Source organism: Psychrobacter sp. APC 3426 (assembly GCF_030408035.1).
Taxonomy (GTDB): domain Bacteria; phylum Pseudomonadota; class Gammaproteobacteria; order Pseudomonadales; family Moraxellaceae; genus Psychrobacter.
In genome coordinates, this window is record NZ_JASDCF010000001.1 from 63,076 (window position 1) to 89,116 (window position 26,041).

Genomic DNA, 26,041 nt, shown 5'->3' on the forward strand with positions numbered 1-26,041 from the left:
TGTCTGAAATATTTTATAAATAAAATTTTTCTATGATAAAGATCTGTCAAACACGCTTCTTTGCTTAAAGAGATACTATCTACTGTATTGAGGGAAAAAACACCAACACCAAGTGCAGCCAACCGGCTAAAAACCCTGTCAGACCACCCAGTACAATCAAGGTCATCTCATCTTCACGGAATGCCGGACGTAATAAGTTCTGAAATTCGTCTGGCGTCAACGCGCGAATCCGATCACGAAACAGTCCAAATATTTTACTGGCACGGCTCTCGTTCAGCTCAGGGTCACGCAGCGGCACCATTGTCGCGACAATTGATTTATCGATAATCGTGTTCTTTAGCTGTCCATACTCACGGCGACCCAATCCTACACGCAATGTGGTACTAATCACAGGCGACTCTAACACTTGATACAAATGCGATTTCATTAAGTCACGCGTTTGTGGGGCGCGGTCACCATACATCATCTCATTCATGATGTTCTCAAGCGTGACTAAATCCTTTACCACAATCTCCGCAAAAACCTCAGAAACCTCTTCTTGACGTTTCATAAAGCCGCCCTGCAAACGATACTGGGCAATATGTGGCATCTGCAATTTGATAAACGGAAAGCCACTTTGAACCGTAAAAAACTTCAAATAAGGAATAAAACGCGGCTCGACAGGGTTAAACACCATCCAAATGGCAATCCAGTTGGTCAAAAAGCCCCAAATAGCGGCAAAAAACGGCACTGTCCAATGCTGCGGCACCACCAAAAAGATAAACATTTGGATAATACCGAATACCAAACCAATCAACGCACTGATATGCCAAATAAAATCAATTTCTTTTTGACCGACTTTTAAGAACATGTTGACCATCAAACGACGATCACTTTCCATCTTATTGACAATCATTTTGCGCATATCGACGAGGTCTTCGACATGATAAGTCAGGTCAGTCACGAGCGATTGCATAATACTGGGCAGCTCTTTGTGCGCTTGGGCATAAACGCGGCGCTTAAGCGCATAAGGCAAATTACCCCATAGCGCTGGTGAGTGATCCAGCATAATCTCATCAATCAACGTTTCAAGATTCTTATCGACCGTTTCAGTGATAAAAACTGCCATCTGCTCAGGTTCCATCGCCTTGAAAAACTCATCTAGCGAACCGAGTTTTGATAAGGTTTGATCAACGATAACCCCAGATATCTTACCGGCTTTGCGCGGTACAATACCTTGCCAGCCTAAGCCTGGCAACCCAAAAAATGGGAAGTTAGGAATACGAATACCCCAAAACTTAATGGGATAAAACAGCATCTTAAGCGCCATCCACACGTGTACCCAAGTGACGAATGCTGTCACTGGTGGAATGGTCAGCATGGCAAAAAACTCTGGATGTTCCGCTATCGTCTGCCACAATGAAGTTGCGTCCATGACTTATCTTGTCCCTGACAGGTTGATTGTCGTTGCTAATGAAATGCCCTTAGCAAAATTAGAACGCTCTCAAAAAGACGCTCTGCCCTAATAACTACGATGAAATAAATCGCCTGATTTTAGCATACTTACTATTCATTAGCACACGTAGAGCCTAGCCAAGTTGTGACTAGCGATGACACGGTTCTTGGTCTCGCTTTACGGCGACAAATATTACCATCCTCTGTGCATAATACAGAGAGTCATACTGACAATATATATAATGATAAAATAACTGGCCGTATACTGCGTGCGCTCATTTGTTCTGTTATAATTTGTCATCAAACCATAGCTGGCTTCGATGTATAGACTGATACCTAGCACATCTAGCTATGACAGCCTATGTGATTGAAATCCTTTATGCTCACCGCGCTTTGGCTAACGTGCTTGCCTACTTATCTATATTTTACCGACTCACTTTATTGATTCACTGACCGCTTGGGCTCTAATTTTTTATGAAAAAACCGCTAACTGCCAGTACCGAACAGGTCAATAGTATTTTTGCCAATCGTATTATTATTTTTGGCATCATCATACTTATCGGTTTGGGCGGCTTGATAGTGCGCTATGGTTATCTACAAGTGTATGCTCACGATAAATATACGACACAGGCTGATAACAACCGAATTAAGCTGATATCCGCACCGCCCAGTCGCGGTTATATTTATGACCGTAATGGGGTGATATTGGCAGACAATCAGCCGGTTTTTACAGCGATGCTCAGCCCTGACGAAGTCGAAAACCCTGAACGCACCTTAAACCTACTGGCACCTATTTTTGACCTAACAGAGACCGATATCACTGATATTTTAGCGCGCCTTAGTAAAAGTAAAAACGATCCTGTTACGATTAAGATTGATTTGACTGAAGCGCAGTTGGCGCAGTTCAGTGAGCGTAAACCGTTCTTTCGCGGTGTGAGCGTTCAAAGCAAACTGACCCGCTCCTATCCTTATGACGAGCTATTTGCTCATGTCATCGGTTATGTTGGTCGTATCAACGACAAAGAAAGCAAACGCATCGATAAAGATCGCTACGCGGGTACTGACCTTATCGGTAAAATTGGTATCGAAGACTACTATGAAGACATATTGCTGGGACAACCAGGGTATCAGTCAGTGGAAACAGACGCTCATGGCAATATTTTACGTCAATTGGATACCAAGGCACCGATAGCTGGTAACGACCTTACCTTGAGCCTAGATTATGGCTTGCAGACTGTGGCACAGCAGCAGCTAGATGGTCGCCGCGGTGCCATAGTCGCTATTGACCCCAATACTGGAGATGTACTAGCGTTTGTGAGCAACCCAAGCTATGACCCTAATCCTTTTATTTCTGGTATCTCATTTAAGGACTATGGCAATCTACGTGACGATCTAGATCAGCCGCTTTATAACCGTGCACTGCAAGGCATGTATCCGCCGGCTTCTACTATCAAACCTTTTGAAGGTTTAGGGGCACTGCATTACGGCCTACGTGAGTGGGAAACCTCAATTTATGATCCTGGTTATTTTAGTCTGCCAGGTGACAGTCATCGTTTCCGTGACTGGAAACGTGGGGGTCATGGGTCAGTCGACCTCAAAAAATCTGTAGTGATGTCGGTGGACACTTATTACTACAAGCTGGCTTACGAGATGGGCATTCAAAGATTGCATGATTGGATGGTACGCTTTGGCTTTGGCGAGCAAACGGGTATCGACTTGCCAAGCGAGCGCTCAGGTATCATGCCGTCACCTAAGTGGAAAAAAGAAACCTATGATAAGGACTGGCTACCAGGTGAAACCATTTCAGTCAGTATCGGTCAAGGGTATTTCTTAGCCACGCCGCTACAGATTGCCAACGCAACTGCCATGACAGCGAGTAAAGGTCAGCACATTACCCCACATTTACTCAAAAGCAGCGATGGTGCCGCAGAGGTAAATGTCATCACCAAGCCTGATGGCAAGATTGAATACAATGGCAAGCCTTCTGACTGGCTACGCATGCATGATGCTATGGAAAGCGTGGTAAAAAATGGTACTGGACGCGGTATCTATACGCCGCGCTACCGCATCGCAGGTAAGACAGGTACCGCACAGGTCAAGTCTATCGCTCAAGGCAAACGCTACGATAAATCTGCGATAGATAAGCGTCACTGGGATCATGCGTGGTTCAATGGTTTTGCCCCTGTAGAAGACCCACAAATCGCTCTTGCCGTACTGGTTGAAAACGGTGGCGGTGGTAGTGCGGTGGCGGCGCCTATTGGACGTGCATTGTTTGATTACTGGGTATTACAACGTAAAAGCGATCCAATCCTGCCCCCGAGCGCAGATGAGTTAAAAGTCATTAAACGTCAAAAAGCCTTTGAAAAAGCCATGCGTGATGCGCTGCGTGATAAAGAAGAGCAAGCGCTTGAAGAAAAAGCAGCGCAAGCAGCCGAAAATACAACGAGCTCTGAGTAGAAAACTGGCTCTAAATAGAAATAGAAATACAATAAATAAAATACGCTCAACGAAAAACTGGAAGTAACAGATACTATGAGAAAATCCTCAAGTGGCCGTGAACCAAAGAAAACTCATAAAGCAAAAAACGCATCAGCAGGTGATGTACGTATCATTGGGGGTCAATTCAAGCGCCGTGTTGTCAGCTTCATCGATGCAGAGGGTCTGCGTCCAACACCAGACCGCCTGCGAGAAACGCTTTTTAATTGGCTACTAGCAGACATTCACGGCGCCTATATACTTGATAGCTGCGCCGGTAGCGGAGTGTTAGGGTTTGAAGCATTATCACGGGGCGCCGCGCATGCTACTTTTATTGAAATAAATCCTGCACAAAGTAAAATGCTCCATCAAAACGCTGAACAGTTACGCCTCAATAGCAATGACTATCAAATCATCCAGGGGACTGCTGAGCAGGCATTGACTCAAAATCAGACCGCTCAGCGTCATTTTGATATTGTGTTCATCGATCCACCTTATGCTCAGGAGTTATGGCAGCCCATTTTAACGGCGTTGATTACGCAGTCGTTGATCGATGGCGAAACGCTTATTTACTTAGAGGCGGATAAAGAATTAGAGAGTCAGTTACAACAATTGGCGGACGATATCAATCAACATACTAGCAATTTAGAGAGCAATAACCACCGTGATATCAGTTTTGACTGTCTCAAACATACCAAAGTTGGACAAGTTGTCGCTGGACTTTATCGTCTATCATCGTCATAATTGTCAGGTTAATAAAAACGATTAACAAACTTTACAAATGTTTAAAACCGCTAAAAAACTGGCCAACGCTGCAGTTTAATGTATATAAGGCGAAAATAAACCCCAATGCAGCTTGCAAGCGTAGGCGCTACTGCTTATAATGTGCAGTCTGTTTTTTGAGAGCCCCGTTCCCAGCTAAACTCTCAACGAATTCTAATTTTAAGGTTTTATCATGAAAACACTTAGTGCAAAACCAGCTGAAGTGACCCATGACTGGTATGTCGTAGATGCTGACGGCAAAACCCTTGGTCGCTTAGCCACTCAAATTGCTACTCGCTTACGTGGCAAGCATAAGACTTCTTATACTCCGCACGTAGATACTGGTGACTTTATTGTTGTCATCAACGCAGAAAAAATCGCGGTAACGGGTAAAAAAGCACAAGATAAAAAGTACTATCGTCACAGTGGTTACCCAGGCGGTATTAAAGAAACCAACTTCACAAAGCTGATTGCACATAAGCCTGAAGATGTTCTACACAAAGCAGTTAAGGGTATGCTTCCAAAAGGCCCTCTTGGCTACGCGATGATCAAGAAGCTGAAGCTATATGCGGGTACTGAACATCCACATACTGCACAGCAACCTAAAGAACTAGACATCTAAGGATATACTTATGGAACGCAATTACGGAACTGGTCGCCGCAAGACGTCTACTGCTCGTGTCTTTTTAGCTAAAGGTACTGGTGCTATCGTTGTTAACGGCAAGCCACTTGATGAATACTTCAGCCGTGAAACATCACGCATGGTTGTTCGTCAGCCATTAGAACTACTAGACTCTGCTAATGCATATGATTTATATGTAACTGTTGCAGGTGGTGGTATCAGTGGTCAAGCGGGCGCAATCCGCCACGGTATTACACGTGCATTGATCGAAGCTGACGAAACCTTGAAGCCTGCTCTAAAAGCAGCTGGTTTTGTTACTCGTGATTCACGTCAAGTTGAACGTAAGAAATTGGGTCTACGTAAAGCACGTAAACGTCCTCAATTCTCAAAACGTTAATCAAAGCTACTTTTTTTATGTTTGCTGTTATCGTCTTTTTCTCAGAGTCATTTTAACAGCGTCAACTAAAAAAATAGATTTGCAAAACCTTATAAGCTGGTCACAGCTTGTAAGGTTTTTTTATGGCTGTTTGTTTAGTGTTATTAATAACGAGCATACTTAATAAACTGCTAAGTAATTCTGCTTTTTTTAGCAGCGCTTTGATGAAAACCGGCTTGCAAACAGGCGACTGCTGCCCCATCATAATACTAACTTTTATTACCTTGTCCTCATTATGAAAGCGCCCGAACAATACGATCCAAGCAAATCATCCTCAAAGAGCAGCACGCCACCGCAGAGCATGCAGCAGTCTGCTAAGTCGCCAGCAATACCTGTCGGCATGCCAACGATTAGCCAAACTCATAAACGTACGGCGCAAGCAGAAAAAAAGCCCTTTCAGTGGCAGTTTTTATTGCCCAAATACTGGGGTATTTGGCTGTTATTGGTTGTTTTTCTACCGCTGATTTATTTGCCGCTACGTTGGCAGTTTTGGTTGGGTCGTAAATTAGGTATCTTGATTTATAACATCGCTGGCTCACGACGACGGGATACGCTCATCAACCTCGGGCTAGCCTTTCCAGAGAAGCCTGAAGCTGAGCGTGAACTGATGGCAAAGCAAGTCTTCGTCAATCAAGGTATTGGTGTGTTTGAGACGTTGTGCGCGTGGTTTCGTCCCAACATTTTCACGCGTACCGTTTCAATCTCAGGGTTACAGCATTTAGTTAACGCACAAAACGAGAATCGCCCTGTTATTTTATTAGGCGCTCATTATACGATGCTCGATTTAGGTGGCTTGTTTTGCGCCCAATTTTTCCCCTTAGACTGCATGTATCGCACTCAGAACAATCCCCTACTCGATTGGTTTATTTATAACGGCCGTACCAATATCTTTGGTAAGCAAATCTCTAGTCGTGACATGCGCAGTTTGGTCAGCTCTATCAAAGCTGGACATGTTATTTGGTACTCTCCTGATCAGGACTATGGTCTTAAGCAAGGTGTGATGGCGCCATTCTTTGGGGTGCCAGCAGCGACAATCACGGCCTCGCGACGTATGGCTAAATTAGGCGATAAGCAGCATCCACCAGCACTAATGGCACTGCATACTTATCGGCAAACGCCGGATAACCTGCCAAGCGGCAAGCGCCCCCATTATCATCTAACCATTACACCAGAGTTGAATAATTACCCTAGTAATGACGAGGTCGCTGATGCCACTCGAGTCAATGAAGTCTTAGAAGGACTAATTCGTATTGATCCCACCCAATGGATGTGGTTTCATCGCCGCTTTAAAAACGGTCCTGATGGTCGCACTGATATCTATAAGTAGGCGTTTATACACAAACAAAGCGCTAGAGAAATTTGCTATAATTTGCGCCATTGAATCGAGTCGCTTACTCAAGTGATTGAGATCATATTAACGACAATCGAATAAACTAAAAATTAAACCAACTACGGATTTTTCATGAGTAATCAAACTGACGCACCTATAGATGCACCTAAAAAAGAAAGCAAACGTATCCTAACGGGCATCAAACCGACGGGCATTCCGCATTTGGGTAATTACGTTGGTGCCATTCGTCCAGCGATTGAGTCTATCCAAAACAGTGATGATGAGGCGTTCTTCTTTTTAGCGGATTATCATGGGATTATCGGTTGTTATGACCCGGCTATCATTCATGAGTCAACCAAAATCATTGCAGCGACTTGGATTGCCTGCGGTCTTGATCCAGAGCGTGTGACTTTCTATCGTCAATCAGATGTACCTGAAATCCCAGAGCTTGCTTGGATTTTGAACTGCTCTTGTGCCAAAGGTCTGATGAACCGCGCGCATGCCTATAAAGCTGCCGTCGATATCAATATGGAAAAGGCAGATGTAGATCCAGATCAAGGTATCAACATGGGTTTATTTGGCTATCCAGTGCTCATGGCTGCAGACATATTGATGTTCAATGCCACCCACGTGCCAGTAGGCCGTGACCAAGTGCAACATATCGAGATGGCGCGTGATATCGCCGGTACTTTTAACCATCGTTACAAGACCCTCTTTACGCTACCGTCAGCGGTAGTTGATGAAGACATCCCGCTATTAACAGGGCTTGATGGTCGCAAAATGAGTAAGAGCTATAGCAATACTATCCCGCTATTCGGTGACCCTAATCCGCAAGTCAGTCCTGAAAAACAGATGCATAAAGCCATCATGAAAATTGTGACCAACTCGCAGCTGCCTGAAGAGCCAAAAGATCCTGACGATTCTGCTCTCTTTGAGATTTATAAAGCCTTTGCCACCCCTGAAGAGATTGCTGATATACGTGTGCAGTATGCCGCAGGTATCGGCTGGGGTGATGCCAAGCAAGCGTTGTTTGATAAAATTAATAATGAGATTGCGCCATTCCGTGCTCGTTATGAAGAACTGATGGCCAATCCAAAAGAGCTGGAAGAAATCCTGCAAATGGGCGCAGAAAAAGCTCGTCGCCATAGTCGTAAACAGTTAGACAAGACACGCCGTGCGATTGGTATCCGTCCGCTTGCTAAGCTTAAATAGTAGTTATTTGGCGTGAATCGAGCCTCTAAGTCACTATTTGATAATAGTGAGCACGATGATAACGAGCACGATGGCTCAGTTGTCCACGACATGTCTCTTCGCATTTATCAGACACCGGTGCAGCAGCTGCCGGAAGACCTCTATGTGCCGCCGCAAGCGTTCGCTATTTGGTTAGAGCAGTTTGCTGGGCCATTAGATTTTTTATTATATCTGGTCAAAAAAAACAACGTCGATCTCACTCAAATGCCGATACTGCCTATCACGGAGCAGTATTTGGCTTATATCAGTGAGCTGGATACCGATCATTTTGAGTTGGCGGGTGACTACCTGCTAATGGCGTCAACGTTGATTGCGATTAAAACTGAGTTGCTATTACCTTCTCCAGAAACGCCTAGCGATGAGCGCGATCCAAAAGCAGAACTTATTGAACGTTTGGAAGAGTATGCGCAAATTAAAGCAGCAAGCCAGCGCTTGGACAATCTTGTTCGTCTGGAGCGTGATGTGTTTTTAGCGATGGTGAGTATGCCTAGCCAAGACATTATGAATGCTGAACTACCGAACTACTCACCTACCTTGTTAATCGATAGCTTGTTTAAAATGCAGCTACAGCCTGACTATCAGATGCATACTATCAAAGTTGACGCCGTTCCTCTTTCTGACCGCATTGCCAGTATTAGCAGGCAGTTAAGCACTGATGGCGCACGCTCCTTTTTTGAGTTACTAGACAAGACACAAGGAAAGATTGGCGTGGTGGTTAGCTTTGTTGCCGTGTTAGAGCTGATAAAACGGCAGTTAGTGGGTGTTGTGAACACTGATTTAGCAAACATACCTACCGATGATAATGAATCTGTAGAAAACAGTCACATTGGAAAACTAACCTTAGAGTGGTTGGCTTAATCATTTTTCACTTATTTATTGACACAGCATAATCAAAAAAGAGCCCTTTTCTAATGATAGATTCCGAGCATAACCTTATGAAACATAGCCCCATAGAACATAGTTCTATCAAAGGTATTAAGGAATCTATGGGGTTATCAGATGCTATCCTGTCATTAAGCGATAAAAAGCGTCAGCATTTAGAACAGATAAGCAAACATATAGAAGTACTGTTGCATGCTTCTGAGGCACCACTCACCGCCAACACTTTAAAGAAACACTTATCGCTAAATACCAAAGAGTTTGCGCAAGCATTAGAGCTCTTAGAACACCGTCTAAATACTGGCGTGCTCACCTTACATGAGACAGCCAGTGGCTATCGACTACAAATCACAGATAGCTATAGTGCATTGATACAGCGCGTTTTTCCGCAGCGTCAAGAACGCCTGAGCCAAGCGTTACTTGAGACGCTAAGTGTCATTGCCTACAAACAACCCGTGACTCGCAGTGACATCGAATATGTGCGCGGTGTGACCCTGTCTAGCAATATACTGCGGCAGTTATTTGATAAAGGTTGGATAAAGGAAGATGGCTATAAAGAGACGTTGGGTCGCCCCGCGTTGTTACATACCACGCCACAGTTCTTAGATGCATTTGGACTGACGCATTTAGATGAGCTACCACCAATGCCGGATATGGATGCTATCAAAGCGATGTCTTAGAATTTCATAGTTGAAAATATATAGCTGACGAAATAAACAGTTGCAAATTTAATGACACACATAAAAAAGGACAAACCTATCAAGGTTTGTCCTTTTTTTAAAGCAATAAAACTTTGTTTCAATCACCAATTTTTATTGATTGATGACATCAACACCCTTTGGTGGCGTAAATTTGAACTGGCTGCTACCGATACTCAGGTTCAGCTTAATGTTGCTGAACTTGATAGAAGTAGTCTGTCCAAGACTGTCATTCAATACCATCATCACAGGCTTGCCACCGCTAAAGCTCATCGATAAGCTCTTAAAGCTGGCACTATCCGACTTTGGATAGAGTACATAATAGTTTTTATTGTTATACGGTTGAGTAATTTTGAAATTCTGATCAATTTTACTTGGATCACCTGATAGCAGTAGTGCTGGGGTATTGCCGACTTGGCTGTCGACATTTTGCTTAGTCGCTTGCTCTAAGTCCTTATCATAAACCCACATCGAATTACCATTGGCAACAATTAGCTGCTGTGAGGGTGATTTTGTTTCCCAGCGGAAATTATTTGGGCGCTGTACACTCATCGTGCCTGAAAAAGCACCACTGTTCGCACCTTTAGTGGTTTGGCTAAAGTTTGCCGTCATACTTTTGGTGTTTGCTAATAGTTTGTTTAGGCGTTTGGCAGCGGTTAAGTTATCAGCAGGGGCAGCTGTTGCTGATTGCGTCAATACCATCATCGGTGCTGCAACACCAAGTGACGTCATCAATACGCCCGCTAAAGCGCCGCTCATTACTTTTTGTTTTAGACCGGTGTGTTTGGTGGTTTTCTTAGTAAATAAAGTCATGATAAATCCTCTCTCAAAATGCAAAATAGCATCAAATAAAATATTCTAATTAAAATTGTTTTTTTCAATAAATGTTTAATTCAAGATATTCAGTTCACACTCAATAAACTGAGGCAATAAAATGAGGTGATTAAACAATGCAGACAGTGTGCCAGTTTTTTTATTACGCGCCTAGTCATGATTTGCAATCATTACAACGCCTGCCATACACGCTTGTAACCAGCTGAGTTACACAACATTAAATGATAGAATGAGCATTTTTATGATTGTTTCAGTTTTTAGTTGCTCTACTGCTCTATCATAAATGACAGGCATAAAAAGAGCTCCTACTACCATAGGGTAATAGGAGCTCTTTGGTTATCTGGTTATTTCAATACAAAAGACTGAAAAAACTCAGATAGGCAATTATGCGCTTTCAACCGTAACATAACGACGGTTAAATTTACCTTTGGTCGCAAACTTTACAACACCGTCATTCAGTGCAAATAAAGTATGGTCACGACCCATGCCAACGCCTTCGCCTGCGTGGAATTCTGTACCACGTTGACGAACGATGATGTTACCAGCTGTGATAGCTTGGCCACCAAAGATTTTAACGCCTAGCATTTTTGGGTTTGAATCACGACCGTTACGAGTCGAACCGGCAGCTTTTTTATGTGCCATGAGAAAATCTCCTTGTTAATGTGACTTACCGCTGATGCGATAACTCTTAAGCATTTAGTGCACTATTTTAGCAATAATCGCTAAATGGGTAATTAGGCATTAATGGCTTTGATTTTTAACAAGGTGTACCATTGGCGGTGACCTTGCTCTTTGTGATAATGCTTACGACGGTTGTGCTTGATGATACGGATTTTTTCGCCGCGACCATGCTCAACAACTTCAACTTCTACGCTAGCGCCGTCTACAACAGGCTGACCGATTTTGACGTTATCGCCGTCAACAACCATCAACACGTCTTCAAATTTGATTGTCTCGCCTTTTTCTGCTTTTAGTAATTCAACTTTTAAAAGCTCATCGACGACTACACGGTGCTGTTTACCACCAGTTTTGATTACTGCGTACATTGTATGACTCCGTTTAACCCGTGTGCCGTGGCTGATATCATACCAACGCTTTTACGACGAACACGACAGGGAAAAATTAAAGGCAAGATTTTACGGCTTTTTGCTCATAAAAGCAAGCCGCTCCTCTTGTTTTTGTAAGGTGGTTACCCTAACAGTCATTGTCTATTTCACTATCGGGCGAGTGATGTTCAGTACATCATTGATGATACTTACTATCAGCACGCAAATAATAGCAAAAACCAACAGATGACTTAAGCCTAACAGCGGCTATTATAACTTATATAATCAGTTACTTACAGCCCTATATTTGTCTTATGTGTGATTATGCATTCATTCAATAATCAATGACTTATTTGATGGTAACGTTGGCCATTTTTTACATATTTTACATCGACTTTTATATACAGTAAGGCTTAGATAACCGCTGACGGCGCTGCCAATGACATACTTTAACCAACAATTCAAAAAGGCAGCTATGCTATTATAGCCAAAACGATGTCTTGACTATATATAGGCAAGGCTATAAAAAACTTTTCTACTCTTATTAATATGACTATTATTATGACCAGTACCTCTTTAAATGATACCCCTTCGACTCAGTCTACGCCTAGCTATAGCGATATCCAAAGTATCGTGGCTGATGATTTTGAGATTATGGATAAGCAAGTATTTGGCAGTCTTAATTCCAAAGTTCAACTTGTCATGAGCGTCTCTCAGCATGTGATTAATGCTGGTGGCAAGCGTATGCGCCCTTTGATTACCTTGCTATGCGCCCGTATGTTCGATGACAATCCATCAGAAAAAGCCATGCACTTAGCAGCCATTACTGAAATGTTACACACCGCTACCTTGGTTCATGACGACGTCATCGATGAGTCTGGTCAGCGCCGTGGTAAGCCAACGGCTAATGCCACTTGGGACAATGCCACGGCGGTACTGGTCGGTGATTATCTGATTGCTCGCGCCTTTAACTTATTGGTCGGATTTCAAAGCTTGCCTTTACTACAAGTCTTCTCTGACGGCACGTGTGATATCGCTGAAGGTGAAGTATTGCAGCTACAGCATCAGCACAACCCTGCTGCCACCGAAGCCGACTACCTGCGCATTATCGATGGTAAAACCTCACGCCTGTTTATGATGGCAACCCAAGGCGCTGCCATATTGCAAGAAAAGACAGAGTATATGCAGGCGCTGGGTGACTTTGGTCAGCACTTTGGTAATGCGTTCCAGATTATCGATGATGTACTCGACTATAGTGGTGATAGCGAGCTAATGGGTAAAAATCTGGGTGATGATTTGGCAGAAGGCAAGCCAACTCTGCCAACTATTAAAGCCCTTGAACTATTAAAAGAGAGCGACCCGGCAGGCTATGAGCAATTACGCGTTGCCGTACAAACAGGTAAAACACCAAATGCTGGGCAGCTTATCGAGCTAGTACGCCGCTCAGGGTCATTAGATTACTGTAAGCAACGAGCTTTAGAAGAAACCAAGTTGGCGCAAGATGCTCTTAGCACCCTGCCTGATAATCGTTATCGTCAAGGACTGTATCAACTGACTGAGCTTGCCAGCGCTCGCTTGTTGTAAAAATAATATTTACTGTTAAGCATGACCAAAATACCAGTAACAACATCTGCTTAGATAGATAGACTTACAAATCTTGCTAGAGCGCTTGTTACCATTAAAGGTTATTTTTGAGTAATTGCTCTAATGGTCATACTTTGGGGTTGCTAAAGTTATATTTTTACTGGCAACCCTGATTTATCGGGGTATAAAGACCATAACATGCGTATGGTTTTGCTATTTTAACAAAAATTTACAAATAATTCTTATTGCCAGTTGTATGTCACTCTACTAACTGTTAGTTGATGTGGCGCTTGCTTTGAGGATACTTGGCTCATTTGTGAAGTCTGGCATTACTGATTTTTATGACAAACCTTATTGTTTGTTACTTGACTATGGGGTTACCCCTATAGTTTATAATTACTCGTTAAATTTACTAATCAACTTTGTGGTTTAGCTACAGATTTGATGATAATTGGATTACAAAGAGTCTTACACCGGTACGTCACATATATAACGCTATCAGATGTCCTAGTAGCGAGGTTTTGCTAAGTCAGTTTCATTTTAAGCTCATTTAGCAAAGATAGTATGGGTGCTTAGAGTCAATATTAACTTTTATATTCAATACGCTCAGATTTATTGATAAACTTTTTATACTGTCATTATTTATTTATACATATTGCCGAGGACATTGATGAAGCACTCTACTCTTGCGCTTGTAATAGCATCTGTACTATCTGGAGCTGTACTGGTTGGCTGTGACAAAAACGAGGACGCCGCTGGCGCTGAAGCCGCACAGCAGCAGATGCCGCCCGCGGTTGTCAACGTCCAGACTGTCACGCTCGACACCGTACCTCAAGTACAAACTTTTTCTGGACGTACCGCCGCTTATCAAACGGCTGACGTTCGCCCACAGGTGAATGGCGTCATCGACGAAGTACTATTCCGTGAAGGCGGTAACGTCAAAAAAGGCCAACCACTCTATCGTATCAATACAGACAATTACGCTTCGTCAGTGACCAGTGGCCAAGCAGCTGTACAGCAAGCACAGGCCAACTATCAGACAGCGCAGGCGAATAATGCCAATGCCAAAGCTGAATTGGCCAGCCGTCAAGCCTCATTGGCACAGGCACAAAATGATTTACAGCGTCTGCAAGGACTGGTCAGTATTGACGCTATCTCTAAGCAGCAGTATGAACAAGCACAAACACAAGTACGTACTGCTCAAGCAGCCGTACAAAGTGCTGCAGCTGCTGTTGGTCAATCGCAAGCAGGTATCGAAAGCGCCAAAGCAGGTATTCAAACCGCTCAGGCAGGCCTAGAAGCCAGCACCCTAGACCTTAACCGTACGATTGTACGTGCACCATTAACTGGTCGTACTGACCGTTCTAGCGTCACTGCTGGTACGCTGGTCAGCGCGGGTCAGCCTGCGCCGCTGGTGACCATCTCACGCTTAGATCCTATCTATGTCGATATCAGTCAATCATCGTCTGAGCTGCTAAAGCTACGCCAACAAATAGCTGAAGGCAAAGCGCAGCCAGGTATGAACTCTGTTGAATTGGTGCTAGAGGATGGCTCGGTATATCCAGTGCGCGGCAAGCTTGCGCTATCTGAAGCTAAAGTTGATGAGTCAACAGGTGCTGTCACCTTGCGTGCTATCTTCCCGAACAGTAACAATATCTTGTTACCAGGAATGTATGTCACGGCTCGTCTAACGCAAAGCGTCATCACCAATGCTGCATTAGTACCGCAAAGCGCGGTCATGCGTACGCCTAAGGGTGACACGCAAGTCTACATCGCTGACGAAAATAACAAAATCCAAGTACGTCCAGTGACCATTAACGGTACATATGATGGACAGTGGGTTGTTACTGATGGCTTGCAAGCAGGCGATAAATTGGTTGTGATTGGTGGTGCGAAGGTTAAGCCTGAGCAAGAAGTGGTGGTAAAACCACTAGAGAATGCCAATCCGGCACCCTCTGCACAAAACGCTCCTGACGCCAAAACGCCGCAGCAAGCTGCCAAAACGATGGATAAGAAGCCAGCTGGTAACGATACTTCTAGCGAAAAATCAACAGAAGCCGCTGCTAACTAATTCCATTCAAAGATAGGAAGACTTAGGGATATACTATGTCACGTTTTTTTATTACTCGCCCTATTTTTGCATGGGTGCTGGCTATTTTGGTCATGCTCATCGGGGTGATATCGGTCATTAATCTGCCGATTGAACAGTATCCACGTATTGCACCACCGACAATTTCAGTGAGTGCAAGCTATCCTGGTGCTAACGCACAAACCGTCGAAAACTCAGTTGTACAGATTATCGAACAGCGTATGAAGGGCCTTGATGGTCTGATGTATATGTCGTCATCGAGCTCCTCGAATGGCGGTGCTTCTGTCACGCTGACGTTTGAAAACGGTACTGACCCTGATACCGCTCAGGTACAGGTACAGAATAAACTACAAGCCGCCATGAGCTCGCTGCCCGAATCGGTACAGCGTCAAGGCGTCAACGTCAATAAATCCTCTAGCAGCTTTTTAATGGTGCAAGGCTTTATTTCTGAAGATGGTGGTATGGATCGTGCGGATATCGCCGACTATATCAACTCAAACGTCGTTGACCAGCTAAGCCGTGTTGAGGGTGTTGGTGAAGTGCAGGTGTTCGGTTCTGCTTATGCCATGCGCATTTGGTTAGACCCATCTCGTCTGCGTAGCTACAACATGGTGCCATCGGATGTGGTCAACGCAGTACGTGCGCAAAACGCACAAGTCTCTGCCGGTCAGTTAGGACAAGCGCCTGCTGATAGCGACCAACAGGTCATCAACGCGACTGTAACAGTACAGAGCTACCTACAAACCCCTGAAGAATTCAAAAACATCTTATTAAAAACAGATAGCTCTGGTGCTCAAGTACGCCTAGGTGATGTTGCCGATGTCGAAATTGGTAGTGAAAACTACAGTGTTATCTCACTATATAACGGTCAAGAAGCGGCCGGTTTGGGTATCTCATTGGCCGGTGGTGCTAACGCGCTAGAGACCCGTGAAGCGGTTGGCGCACGTATGGCTGAGCTAGAAGCCAACTTTCCAGCTGGTCTAACCTCTGTCGTACCATATGACACCACACCATTCGTTCGCTTGTCTATCGAGCAGGTCGTCATGACGCTAATCGAAGCGATTGTCTTGGTATTTATCGTCATGTTCATATTCTTACAGAACTGGCGCGCGACCATTATCCCGACCCTTGCCGTCCCTGTGGTACTACTAGGTACTTTTGCTGTGCTATATGTTGCAGGCTTTAGTATCAACGTCTTGACCATGTTTGCGATGGTGCTATCCATCGGTCTATTGGTCGATGATGCGATTGTTGTGGTAGAAAACGTCGAGCGTATCTTAGAAGAAGACCCTCATATCTCTATCAAGGACGCTACATTCCAGTCCATGCGTGAGATTAGTAAAATCGTTATTGGTATTGCCCTGATTCTATCAGCAGTATTCGTACCGATGGCCTTCTTCGGTGGTTCAACAGGTGTGATTTATCGTCAGTTCTCAATCACCTTGATTACTGCCATGGTGTTGTCAGCATTGGTTGCCCTTATCTTTACCCCTGCGCTGTGTGTGACGTTACTAAAACGTAGCAAGAGCCATGAGAAAGGCAATACTGAAGAGCAAAAAGGCTTCTTTGGTTGGTTCAACCGTGGCTTCTTTAAGCTGAGCCGCAGATACGAAACCTCAGTGGGTAAGAGCTTCCGTTTTAAATGGTTATACCTCATTGGTTACGCTGCCATCATCGGTATTATGGCGGTGGTATTCTTACGTATTCCAGGCTCATTCTTGCCAGAAGAAGACCAAGGTATTATGTTTACCTTAGTTCAGTTGCCTGCTGGTTCGACGCTTGATGAAACGCAAGATGTGCTCGATAAAGTCAGCAACTATTACGACACGCAAGAAGGCGATAATATTGCCTCAGTCTTTACCATTGCAGGCTTTAGTTTTGCTGGTCAAGGTCAAAACATGGGACTGGCGTTCGTCCGCTTGTCTGATTGGGATGATCGTCCTGGAGAGGAAAATACGGCGCAAGCCGTCGCTGACCGTGCGATGGGATATTTCTTTACTCAGTTAAATGAGGCGCAAGTGTTTGCGATTGTACCACCCGCGATTACCGAGCTTGGTAACGCCAGTGGCTTTGACTTGATGATTCAGGATACAGGCAACCTCGGGCATGAGGGACTGCTTGAAGCGCGAAATATGCTACTCGGTATGTCTGCACAGAACGACCAAGTCGCTGGTGTCCGTCCTAATGGACAAGAAGATGCGCCACAGTTGAAAGTTAATATCAACCAAGAACAAGCTGCTGCTTATGGCTTGTCAATGGGCAATATTAATAGTGTTATTTCTACCGCTTGGGGCTCAAGCTATATCAATGACTTCGTCGATCGTGGTCGTATTAAGCGCGTCTTTGTCCAAGGTGAACCAAGCAGCCGTACCAACCCGGATGATATCGGCAAATGGTATGTGCGCAATGATACGGGTGACATGATTTCATTCGATGCGTTCTCTAGCAGCGAGTGGGAATCAGGCTCTCCGCGTCTGACCCGCTACAACAGCTTGCCGTCAATGAACATCCAAGGTAGCGCCGCACCCGGTCTCAGTACTGGTGAAGCAATGAGCTCGATGGAAGCGATGATGGAAAAGCTACCTGAAGGTGTCGGTTACGAATGGACCGGTATGTCACTTGAAGAGCAGAAGTCAGGTGCACAAGCGCCGATGTTATATGCGCTTTCAATTTTAGTGGTATTCTTATGTCTAGCCGCCTTGTATGAAAGCTGGTCTATCCCCTTCTCGGTACTATTGGTTATCCCACTTGGGGTATTGGGGGCGGTGATATTTACATGGCTACGCGGTTTCAATAATGATATTTACTTGCAAGTAGGTCTACTCACAGTCGTTGGCCTATCCGCTAAAAACGCTATTTTGATTATTGAATTCGCCAAAGAGCACCAAGAAGAAGGTTACAGCCTAAAAGAGGCCGTCATGACAGCGGCACGTCAACGTCTGCGTCCGATTATCATGACCTCACTTGCCTTTGGACTTGGTGTTGTGCCATTATTCATCGCCACAGGTCCTGGTTCAGGCAGTCAAAACGCTATTGGTACCAGTGTGGTTGGTGGTGTTGTCACCGCGACATTCTTAGGAATCTTCTTTATCCCTATGTTCTATATTTGGGTGCGTAGCCTGTTCCCGCATAAATACGAGAACAACAAACCAAATGATAGAGATGGTGGTAACGGTACACCTGGTCCGCAAAACCCAACGCCTTCTGAGAGTTATCAGCCTGCAAGCTTTGGAGACAATACACAATGAGTGCTCAAAAAAACCTTACTTTAAGCTCAGTAGCGGTAGCGAACATGGCTACCACTACGCAACCAGCTCTATCACGTATACGCAAAAATGGCGGTCGTTTAATCGGCTTAACTGCTTTGGCGATGAGCATGGCTGCTTGTAACACTATTCCAAAAGCAGATATGCGCCCTGTGTTAGCAGAGCCAAATATTCCTATCGAACAAACCTACGGCGCGTTCGATAAGGAAACGATCAGTACGGCTGAGCAGCCAAGTATTGCTGGCCAACGCTGGCAAAACTTCTACAGCGACGAGCGTTTGAAAGGTCTGATTGCGTTAGGTTTGGAAAACAACAAAGACTTTGAAAGCGCCCGTTTAGCCATCGAAAAAGCACGTGCACAGTATCAGATTACCGATATTCGTGACTTACCAACGATTGATGGTAGTGGTGGTTACACGCGTTCAGCACAGAATAGAACAGACAAAAACCCTAATAGTAGCTATAACGTCAATCTAGGATTGGCAAATTATGAGCTGGATTTTTGGGGTAAAATTGCCAGCCTAAAAGACCAAGCATTGCAGAATTTCTTGGCCACGACAGCGGCGAAAGACTCTACTCAAATCAGCCTAATCAGCAATATTGCCCAAAGCTATGCTAATCTAAGCTATAGCTTGGCACAGTTAAAACTGGCTGAAGCAACGGTCGAGAGTCGTGAACGTTCGCTATTTATCGCTGATAAACGTTTTGAAGCAGGTATTGATCCTAAGCTGCCGTCACTACAGTCTTCTGCGGCACTCGAAAATGCCAAACTGGCGGTGTTGCGTGCCCAAAGCAGTATTTTAAAATCACGTAATGCCTTACAGTTTTTGGTCGGTGGGCCTATCCCAAGTGAGCTTATCCCAGCACCTGCGGTGAGCAATATCACCAATCAGAAGATATTCAGTGCAGGCTTACCGAGTGAGCTGCTACGCTATCGTCCAGACGTACTACAAGCGGAATACAACCTAAAAGCCGCTGGTGCCAATATCGAAGTGGCGCGCGCCTCTTATTTCCCATCTATCAGCCTAGCCAGTAGCGTGGGTGTTAGTAGTGGTAGTTTAGACGACCTATTTAAGAGCGGCTCGGTTGGCTGGTCATTTGGCCCAAGCATCAGTGTCCCTATCTTTGATGCAGGTCGTTTAGATGCCAATTATGACGTCGCAAAAATTGAACGTGAGCAAACGCTTGCAGGTTATGAGCGTTCTATCCAAACAGCGTTCCGTGAAGTCTCAGATGTATTGGCCACGCGCGCGACCCTTGGCGATCAGCTAGAGGCACAGTATCGTCTGCAAGATAACTTTGAGCAAACCTACCAAATAGCAGATGCGCGCTTTAAAGCCGGTATCTCAAACTATCTGGATGTGCTCGATGCGCAGCGCTCTTTATTCTCGACCCAACAAGGCATCCTGGATTTAGAGCTACAAAAGATTGTTAGCCAAATTGAGCTATACCAAGCGCTCGGTGGCGGGGCTAACCTTGACGTTCCTACGGTTATTCCTGTGCCGCAACATACCAACTTAGCACAGGTCGTCAATCTACCCGCTCAGAGCAATAAGGCAAAAGCTGTCAACGCTATCGATGCTGCTAGCTCAGCGCGTGTCGCCTCTCCTCAAGAGGCGCTCGCAATTAAGCAGTCGCAAACGACAGAAACAGCAACTTTTGAGCCAACTGCTGTCGTAGATGTCAATAATGATGGCAGAACCGATGCCGCTGTCGGCGTGGTCACCGAGCAGACCAGGTTTAATGAAACCAGTGTTGAGCAAGTACCGGTCACACAGATTGTTGAGCCTTAAACGGTTTTGAGCGTTTATTAATATAGAGCCACACCCTCGTGATACAAGTATTCATCACGTTGACAGTCGATACGTACAATCAGCCCTACCGACTCGTTATAGCAAGTCGGTAGGGCTTTTTGCTTTCGCTACTCGCTATTGGTTATAGTAGTGGCATCAAGATAACCCATTAATACGCTCAATAAATAATAAAGATGGTATTGAAAAATAGCCATTGACCGATAAATAACTGTAGCAAAATCTATTTTTTGATGTAAAACGACAATGATGAAAACAACAATAAGGAATGATTATGAGCTATACCTTTAACCGCCAATATCCCGCAACTCGCCTGCGCCGCTTACGCTTCAATGATAATGTACGTTCGATGATTCGTGAAGTGGAGTTACACCCTAAGCACTTTATCGCGCCTGTATTTGTATTAGAAGGCGAAAATAAGCGCGAAGCAATCGCTAGTATGCCAGGCGTTGAACGCCTATCAATTGACTTGCTCATCGGTTATGCCAAAGAGCTGTTAGCAGAAGGTGTCACGACCATCGACATCTTCCCTGTCATCGACAATTCACTCAAAACCCCTGACGGTAAATCAGCGTATAATGAAAACGGTCTCACGGCACGCGCGGTAAAAGCCGTAAAAGATGCGGTACCAGAGATGGTAATAATGACTGACGTGGCATTAGACCCCTATACCTCACACGGTCAAGATGGACTACTCGATGACAGCGGTTATGTCATCAATGATGCGACCATCGAGGTATTGGTCAAGCAAGCGCTTGTCCACGCCCGTGCTGGCGCTGATATCATCTCTCCTAGCGATATGATGGATGGTCGCATCAAAGCCATGCGTGATGCATTTGAAGCAGAAGGCTTTGTCAATACTGCTATTATGGCTTATTCAGCCAAATATGCCTCTGCCTATTATGGACCCTTCCGTGATGCAGTTGGTAGTGCTGGTAATCTAAAAGGCGGCCACAAGAAACAATACCAGATGGATTTTGGTAACCGTGCTGAAGCCTTGCATGAAGTGGCGATGGACATCAACGAAGGTGCCGATATGGTGATGATTAAACCTGGTCAGCCTTATCTTGATTTAATCCGTGAAGTTAAAGACACCTTTGGCATACCAACTTTCGCCTATCAAGTCTCTGGCGAGTATGCCATGCATATGGCGGCTATCCAGAATGGCTGGCTCACTGATGCAGTGATTTTAGAGTCCTTGATTGGCTTTCGCCGAGCCGGTGCTGATGGCATATTGACATATTTTGCACTCGAGGCAGCGCGTCAGTTAAATAATGCTTAAGTGTGCGTTTATTTAACGACCTATCATACAAAACGCCCCAACTGAGTTAAGTCAGTTGGGGCGTTTCTTATAATGGTATTCTGTTGCTAACAGTCCTTTTAGTCAGGAGAATTGGAACAAGAGAGATTTATAACTCGTCTCGATTATGTGGTGCATCAAAGTCAACGATAGGACCCATAGGGACAATACCTGTCGGGTTGATATTGGCATGGCTGGTATAATAATGCTGCTTGATATGAGTCATATTGACCGTCTCAGCAATGCCTGGCACCTGATATAAATCACGTAGATAGCCCCATAAACTTGGGTAATCGATGATACGGCGTAGATTACATTTAAAGTGCCCTACGTAAACGGCATCAAAACGCACCAAGGTCGTAAACAAGCGCCAGTCCGCTTCAGTTATCGTATTGCCAACCAAATAGCGTTGGTCTGCCAAACGCGCCTCTAGCCTATCTAACGCATCGAACAGCTCAGTCACGGCTTCCTCATATGCTTCTTGTGTGGTCGAAAACCCTGTCTTATAAACGCCATTATTGACCGCTGAATAGACAAATTCATTAATTTCATCGATTTCTGCCAATAACTCTGATGGCAAAAAGTTCTCTGCTGTTGCGCCAACTTCGTTAAAAGCTGAATTAAGCATACGGATTATCTCTGACGACTCATTACTGACGATGGTGTTGGTTTTTTTATCCCATAGAATAGGCACCGTAACGCGTCCGGTATAATCTGGTTTTGCTGCAACGTATATCTCATAGGCATGAGAGGCGTTATGGATTGGATCAGCAATGACGCCTTCACCTGCTGCAAAGGTCCAACCTTTATCACCCATAAACGGATGCACGACAGACAGCGAAATCATATCCTCTAAGCCTTTGAGCTTGCGATAAATCGTGGTGCGATGCGCCCAAGGACAGGCCAAAGACACATATAAATGATAACGATTGGGCTCAGCTTTAAAACCGCCTAGCCCCGACGGACCTGCACTACCATCTGCTGTCACCCAGTTTCTAAACCCTGCGTCCTCACGCTGAAAGCGACCACCGCTAGATTTCGTGTCATACCATTGGTCTTGCCACTTACCATCGACTAATAAACCCATACCCTTACCCTTAAACTTTAGTTTTTAATTTTATATAATCGTTATTGAATCTCTATAAATATTAGCGTTTAATGCTTTAATCCCTATAGTAACACTTCTATATTGTGCTGCCATGAAGCTTTGTTTGCTTATAAATGACATATAGCTCAAACGAACAGTTTGGTTGAAAAAATCACCATAATTCAAACAACAGATAAGCTTAGATACAAAATTGTTAGTAAAAAACCGAAGCACTTCTTTAATATAAGAAGCAACTCATAAATAACAGGCAAAAAAAAGCCCCAATCATAAAGATTGGGGCTTTCGAATCTGGTAGGCGTAACTAGATTCGAACTAGCGACCTCTACCATGTCAAGGTAGGTCAACCAAAACCCATAAATGTATCTTATATTACATCCCTTTATTTATAATACCTACAGCGATTTTTAACTTCACGAAAACGCAAAGTTATTTAAAATCATATTAGATTTATTTCGTAAATAGGCACTATAAAATTATAGTGTTTTTACCTCCACTCCCTCCTCGGTTTTTTGAGCTAATTACCTATATTTTCTCCAATTTTTCTGTCCTTTTTACTAAAAAGGCTAGGTTTAACTCATCATTTCGGCGATGACTTTCCTTGTTTATTAAGTTTAATCTCTGCATAATATAAGGAGAATAGCCCTCTAACTTCTGCAGGTTTTGGTCTTATTATGAAACACGTTACTTATATTCATGAACACCCCAATTGGACAGATTGGCAATGGTCAGATAAAAAACTGTTGCCGCTGGTAAGCCAAGTGCGATTGCTTCAAGGTCAGCTTCTCGGAAAATTGCTGACACTAGGATTTGATTTAAATGTTGAAGCTCAGTTAGACGCCGTTACTCTTGAAATCGTTAAAACATCTGAGATCGAAGGTGAAATTTTAAAAACAGATCAAGTAATATCCTCTGTTGCTCGGCATTTAGGGGTTGATGACCATAATATGCCTGCAGCCTCACGAGAAATTGATGCAGTGGTTGAGATGATGCTAGATGCAACATTCCACTATCAAAAGCCCTTATTGTTAGAAGATTTGCTCGGTTGGCATCGAGCGCTGTTCCCAGAAGGCTATAGCGGGCTTTATCGTATTAAAGTTGGCAAGCTTCGGGATGATAGTCAAGGCGCTATGCAAGTAGTTTCAGGAGGCTATGGCCGAGAGCGAGTGCATTTTGTTGCTCCTCATGCAGACAGGATTTTTGATGAGTTGGATCTTTTTTTACAGTGGCTTAATATGCCGTCTAGCCAGCAAGATAATTTAGATTTGGTCATTAAAGCGGGTATCGCGCATTTATGGTTTGTGACGTTGCATCCTTTCGATGATGGTAATGGACGGCTGACAAGAGCAATCACGGAGCGAATGCTAGCAAAAAGTGATGGTAGCGCTCAGCGCTTTTATAGTATGTCCGCGCAAATTCTAAATCGGCGCAATGATTATTATAAGGTGTTGGAACGTACACAAAAAGGCGATCGCGATATTACTTTGTGGCTGGTTTGGTTTTTAGAAACGCTGAAAGACGCTTTACTTGCAGCTCAAGCGACCACCGATAAAATTATGGATAAAGCCAACTTTTGGCAGATGCATCGACATCATGCGTTAAATGATAGACAGATTAAGATGCTTAATAGTTTGATGAGTGACTTTTACGGCAAGTTGACCACTAAAAAATGGGCGACTATTAATAAGTGCTCGATTGATACCGCACTTCGAGATATCAATGATTTGATAGAAAAAGGAATGTTAGAGAAGTCCGCTGCTTCAGGGCGTAGTACAAATTATGAGATTGTTTTATAAGCTTGGGCACTGATTGACAGCTAGTCCTAGTTATACCCTCCCGCAACCTTCTTGACAGCTTCATTCTTAAATTTGGCTCTGGGAGGTAGTTTTCTTGTTTCTGGTAAGCTCCGATTAATACGCTTAGTTTACCAAGTTTACCTCTACGGTTTCTTCAGCATAGCTCATCTCTTGAATGGTGTCCTCTGCCGTGTGACCAACACCAGTGAAGGCATTGTCAAGCACCGAAAGGACGAAAGGTGCGCTACCTGAATAATTTGGAATATTCATAAGCTGTCTCAGTTGTGCCATATTTATCATGTCTAGCAATACTCAAAAAGTACGACTAGACAAAAGTGATTCTAAAAACAAATCCATAAAAAACTAGAACTTGTAGTACTGACCATCATCAGGGACAAGCGTACGTTGTTTATCCAGATGTTTTTGCTCGATAAAACGGCGCAGCTCTGCCTTCGACAGTGCGCCATGATTGACCGTATCCATGTGCACATTAATTATCTGAGCATTAGGTGAGAATTGATACGCACGGTATACATCGTCTTTACCCATAATAATAGAGTCATCGACAAAGGTAGACAGCTTTGCATAGCCTGTATTAAGGATGACCGCATCAGGCTTGTAGCGAGTCAGCGCATTCTCTACTTCTTTATTCCAAATGGTATCCCCTACCACATAGACGGTCTTGTAGTTTGGCTTTTGGAACACAATACCCATCGTTTTACCAAGTGCCTGAGCAAGCGCTGGAACTTTGTACATCTCATCAGTGCCATGCTGTCCTATGGTTTTATTTATTCTAGTGCCTTTAAACACAACGCCTTGCTCTGTCAACACTCTGACATCGGTAAAGCCATCTTTACGCACGGTTGCCGCATCAGCTTCATTTTGGGTAAAAATTGGCATATTACGAGGGACCAGGTTGCGTGCAGCATCGTCCCAATGATCCGCATGTAGATGGGTTAAAATAATGGCGTCAGCCTTTAGTACCTCTGCAACAGATACCGGCAAATCTACCATTGGATAGCGTATTTGGCTATTTAACGTATCTGCAAACCCTGGATAAGCGTTTTTAGCCGCGAGCATCGGATCGACTAAAAACGTGGTGCCAGCATAATCGAGCTTGATCGTGGCATTACGGATTTGCTGAAATTCCACCGTATTAGTCGCCGTCTGTTTGTCAGCGTTAGGATTAGCCGCTGGAGTGGCAAAGGTGGTACATGCGGTTAACAACATCACGCCACTTAACAGCGTGGTACTGGTGAGCGATTTCGCTATATTCATAATTTGATACCTTGTTAATGAGATTCTTGTTGATGAGTCTGTTTT

The 26,041-nt window shown here is 44.2% G+C and carries 21 protein-coding genes; 14 read left to right on the forward strand and 7 right to left on the reverse strand.

The features are described from left to right. Window positions 1-79 precede the first annotated feature (79 nt). A complete protein-coding gene (locus tag QL919_RS00285; protein WP_290187662.1) occupies window positions 80-1,414 on the reverse strand; it encodes a hypothetical protein in 1,335 nt (444 codons plus the stop codon). Between the two features lie 494 nt (window positions 1,415-1,908). Here QL919_RS00285 and mrdA point away from each other — a divergent pair, with 494 nt between their 5' ends. From mrdA to scpB, 8 genes are all read left to right on the forward strand, one after another. Continuing rightward, window positions 1,909-3,891, forward strand: coding sequence for a penicillin-binding protein 2 (mrdA, locus tag QL919_RS00290; protein WP_290187663.1), 1,983 nt, complete (start codon window positions 1,909-1,911; stop codon window positions 3,889-3,891). A 75-nt stretch (window positions 3,892-3,966) separates the two neighbouring features. Continuing rightward, the gene (rsmD, locus tag QL919_RS00295) at window positions 3,967-4,653 is read left to right on the forward strand and encodes a 16S rRNA (guanine(966)-N(2))-methyltransferase RsmD (RefSeq protein ID WP_290187664.1); all 687 of its coding nucleotides are present in this window, start codon (window positions 3,967-3,969) and stop codon (window positions 4,651-4,653) included. A 211-nt stretch (window positions 4,654-4,864) separates the two neighbouring features. Continuing rightward, window positions 4,865-5,293, forward strand: coding sequence for a 50S ribosomal protein L13 (rplM, locus tag QL919_RS00300; RefSeq protein ID WP_068034815.1), 429 nt, complete (start codon window positions 4,865-4,867; stop codon window positions 5,291-5,293). A gap of 10 nt (window positions 5,294-5,303) precedes the next feature. Next, complete coding sequence (gene rpsI / locus QL919_RS00305; RefSeq protein ID WP_290187665.1) at window positions 5,304-5,690, forward strand: 30S ribosomal protein S9; 387 nt, start codon at window positions 5,304-5,306, stop codon at window positions 5,688-5,690. A gap of 274 nt (window positions 5,691-5,964) precedes the next feature. Continuing rightward, window positions 5,965-7,056 (forward strand): lipid A biosynthesis acyltransferase, encoded by a 1,092-nt coding sequence (locus QL919_RS00310; protein WP_290187666.1) that lies wholly within the window; start codon window positions 5,965-5,967, stop codon window positions 7,054-7,056. A gap of 135 nt (window positions 7,057-7,191) precedes the next feature. Continuing rightward, window positions 7,192-8,271, forward strand: coding sequence for a tryptophan--tRNA ligase (locus QL919_RS00315; RefSeq protein WP_290187667.1), 1,080 nt, complete (start codon window positions 7,192-7,194; stop codon window positions 8,269-8,271). Window positions 8,272-8,361: 90 nt separating this feature from the next. After that, complete coding sequence (locus tag QL919_RS00320) at window positions 8,362-9,168, forward strand: segregation/condensation protein A (RefSeq protein WP_290187964.1); 807 nt, start codon at window positions 8,362-8,364, stop codon at window positions 9,166-9,168. A 128-nt stretch (window positions 9,169-9,296) separates the two neighbouring features. Next, complete coding sequence (gene scpB, locus QL919_RS00325; protein ID WP_290187965.1) at window positions 9,297-9,869, forward strand: SMC-Scp complex subunit ScpB; 573 nt, start codon at window positions 9,297-9,299, stop codon at window positions 9,867-9,869. A 132-nt stretch (window positions 9,870-10,001) separates the two neighbouring features. Here the strand turns inward: scpB and lolA are convergent, their stop codons facing one another. From lolA to rplU, 3 genes are all read right to left on the reverse strand, one after another. Next, window positions 10,002-10,700 (reverse strand): outer membrane lipoprotein chaperone LolA, encoded by a 699-nt coding sequence (lolA, locus tag QL919_RS00330; RefSeq protein WP_290187668.1) that lies wholly within the window; start codon window positions 10,698-10,700, stop codon window positions 10,002-10,004. Between the two features lie 405 nt (window positions 10,701-11,105). Beyond that, window positions 11,106-11,363 carry a 50S ribosomal protein L27 gene (gene rpmA / locus QL919_RS00335; RefSeq protein ID WP_290187669.1) on the reverse strand — a complete coding sequence of 86 codons (258 nt, stop codon included), beginning with the start codon at window positions 11,361-11,363 and terminating at the stop codon, window positions 11,106-11,108. Window positions 11,364-11,455: 92 nt separating this feature from the next. Further along, window positions 11,456-11,767, reverse strand: coding sequence for a 50S ribosomal protein L21 (rplU, locus tag QL919_RS00340; RefSeq protein ID WP_057761012.1), 312 nt, complete (start codon window positions 11,765-11,767; stop codon window positions 11,456-11,458). A 561-nt stretch (window positions 11,768-12,328) separates the two neighbouring features. On the opposite strand from rplU, the gene QL919_RS00345 reads away from it, so the two are divergent. From QL919_RS00345 to hemB, 5 genes are all read left to right on the forward strand, one after another. Further along, window positions 12,329-13,351: a polyprenyl synthetase family protein gene (locus QL919_RS00345; RefSeq protein ID WP_290187670.1), complete on the forward strand. Its 1,023-nt coding sequence runs from the start codon at window positions 12,329-12,331 to the stop codon at window positions 13,349-13,351. Window positions 13,352-14,021: 670 nt separating this feature from the next. Next, complete coding sequence (locus QL919_RS00350) at window positions 14,022-15,422, forward strand: efflux RND transporter periplasmic adaptor subunit (RefSeq protein WP_290187671.1); 1,401 nt, start codon at window positions 14,022-14,024, stop codon at window positions 15,420-15,422. A gap of 35 nt (window positions 15,423-15,457) precedes the next feature. Next, window positions 15,458-18,688 carry an efflux RND transporter permease subunit gene (locus tag QL919_RS00355; RefSeq protein ID WP_290187672.1) on the forward strand — a complete coding sequence of 1,077 codons (3,231 nt, stop codon included), beginning with the start codon at window positions 15,458-15,460 and terminating at the stop codon, window positions 18,686-18,688. Window positions 18,689-18,732: 44 nt separating this feature from the next. Continuing rightward, window positions 18,733-20,499 carry an efflux transporter outer membrane subunit gene (locus QL919_RS00360; RefSeq protein ID WP_290187673.1) on the forward strand — a complete coding sequence of 589 codons (1,767 nt, stop codon included), beginning with the start codon at window positions 18,733-18,735 and terminating at the stop codon, window positions 20,497-20,499. 292 nt (window positions 20,500-20,791) lie between these two features. Next, window positions 20,792-21,799: a porphobilinogen synthase gene (gene hemB / locus QL919_RS00365; RefSeq protein WP_290187674.1), complete on the forward strand. Its 1,008-nt coding sequence runs from the start codon at window positions 20,792-20,794 to the stop codon at window positions 21,797-21,799. Window positions 21,800-21,926: 127 nt separating this feature from the next. Here the strand turns inward: hemB and QL919_RS00370 are convergent, their stop codons facing one another. Beyond that, complete coding sequence (locus tag QL919_RS00370; RefSeq protein WP_290187675.1) at window positions 21,927-22,904, reverse strand: glutathione S-transferase family protein; 978 nt, start codon at window positions 22,902-22,904, stop codon at window positions 21,927-21,929. A gap of 692 nt (window positions 22,905-23,596) precedes the next feature. On the opposite strand from QL919_RS00370, the gene QL919_RS00375 reads away from it, so the two are divergent. Continuing rightward, window positions 23,597-24,718, forward strand: coding sequence for a Fic family protein (locus QL919_RS00375; protein ID WP_290187676.1), 1,122 nt, complete (start codon window positions 23,597-23,599; stop codon window positions 24,716-24,718). Between the two features lie 123 nt (window positions 24,719-24,841). On the opposite strand, the gene QL919_RS00380 is transcribed toward QL919_RS00375, so the two are convergent. Both QL919_RS00380 and QL919_RS00385 read right to left on the reverse strand, forming a co-directional pair. After that, complete coding sequence (locus QL919_RS00380; RefSeq protein WP_190272762.1) at window positions 24,842-24,988, reverse strand: hypothetical protein; 147 nt, start codon at window positions 24,986-24,988, stop codon at window positions 24,842-24,844. Between the two features lie 93 nt (window positions 24,989-25,081). Further along, window positions 25,082-25,996 (reverse strand): MBL fold metallo-hydrolase, encoded by a 915-nt coding sequence (locus QL919_RS00385; protein WP_011960000.1) that lies wholly within the window; start codon window positions 25,994-25,996, stop codon window positions 25,082-25,084. Between the last annotated feature and the right edge of the window lie 45 nt (window positions 25,997-26,041).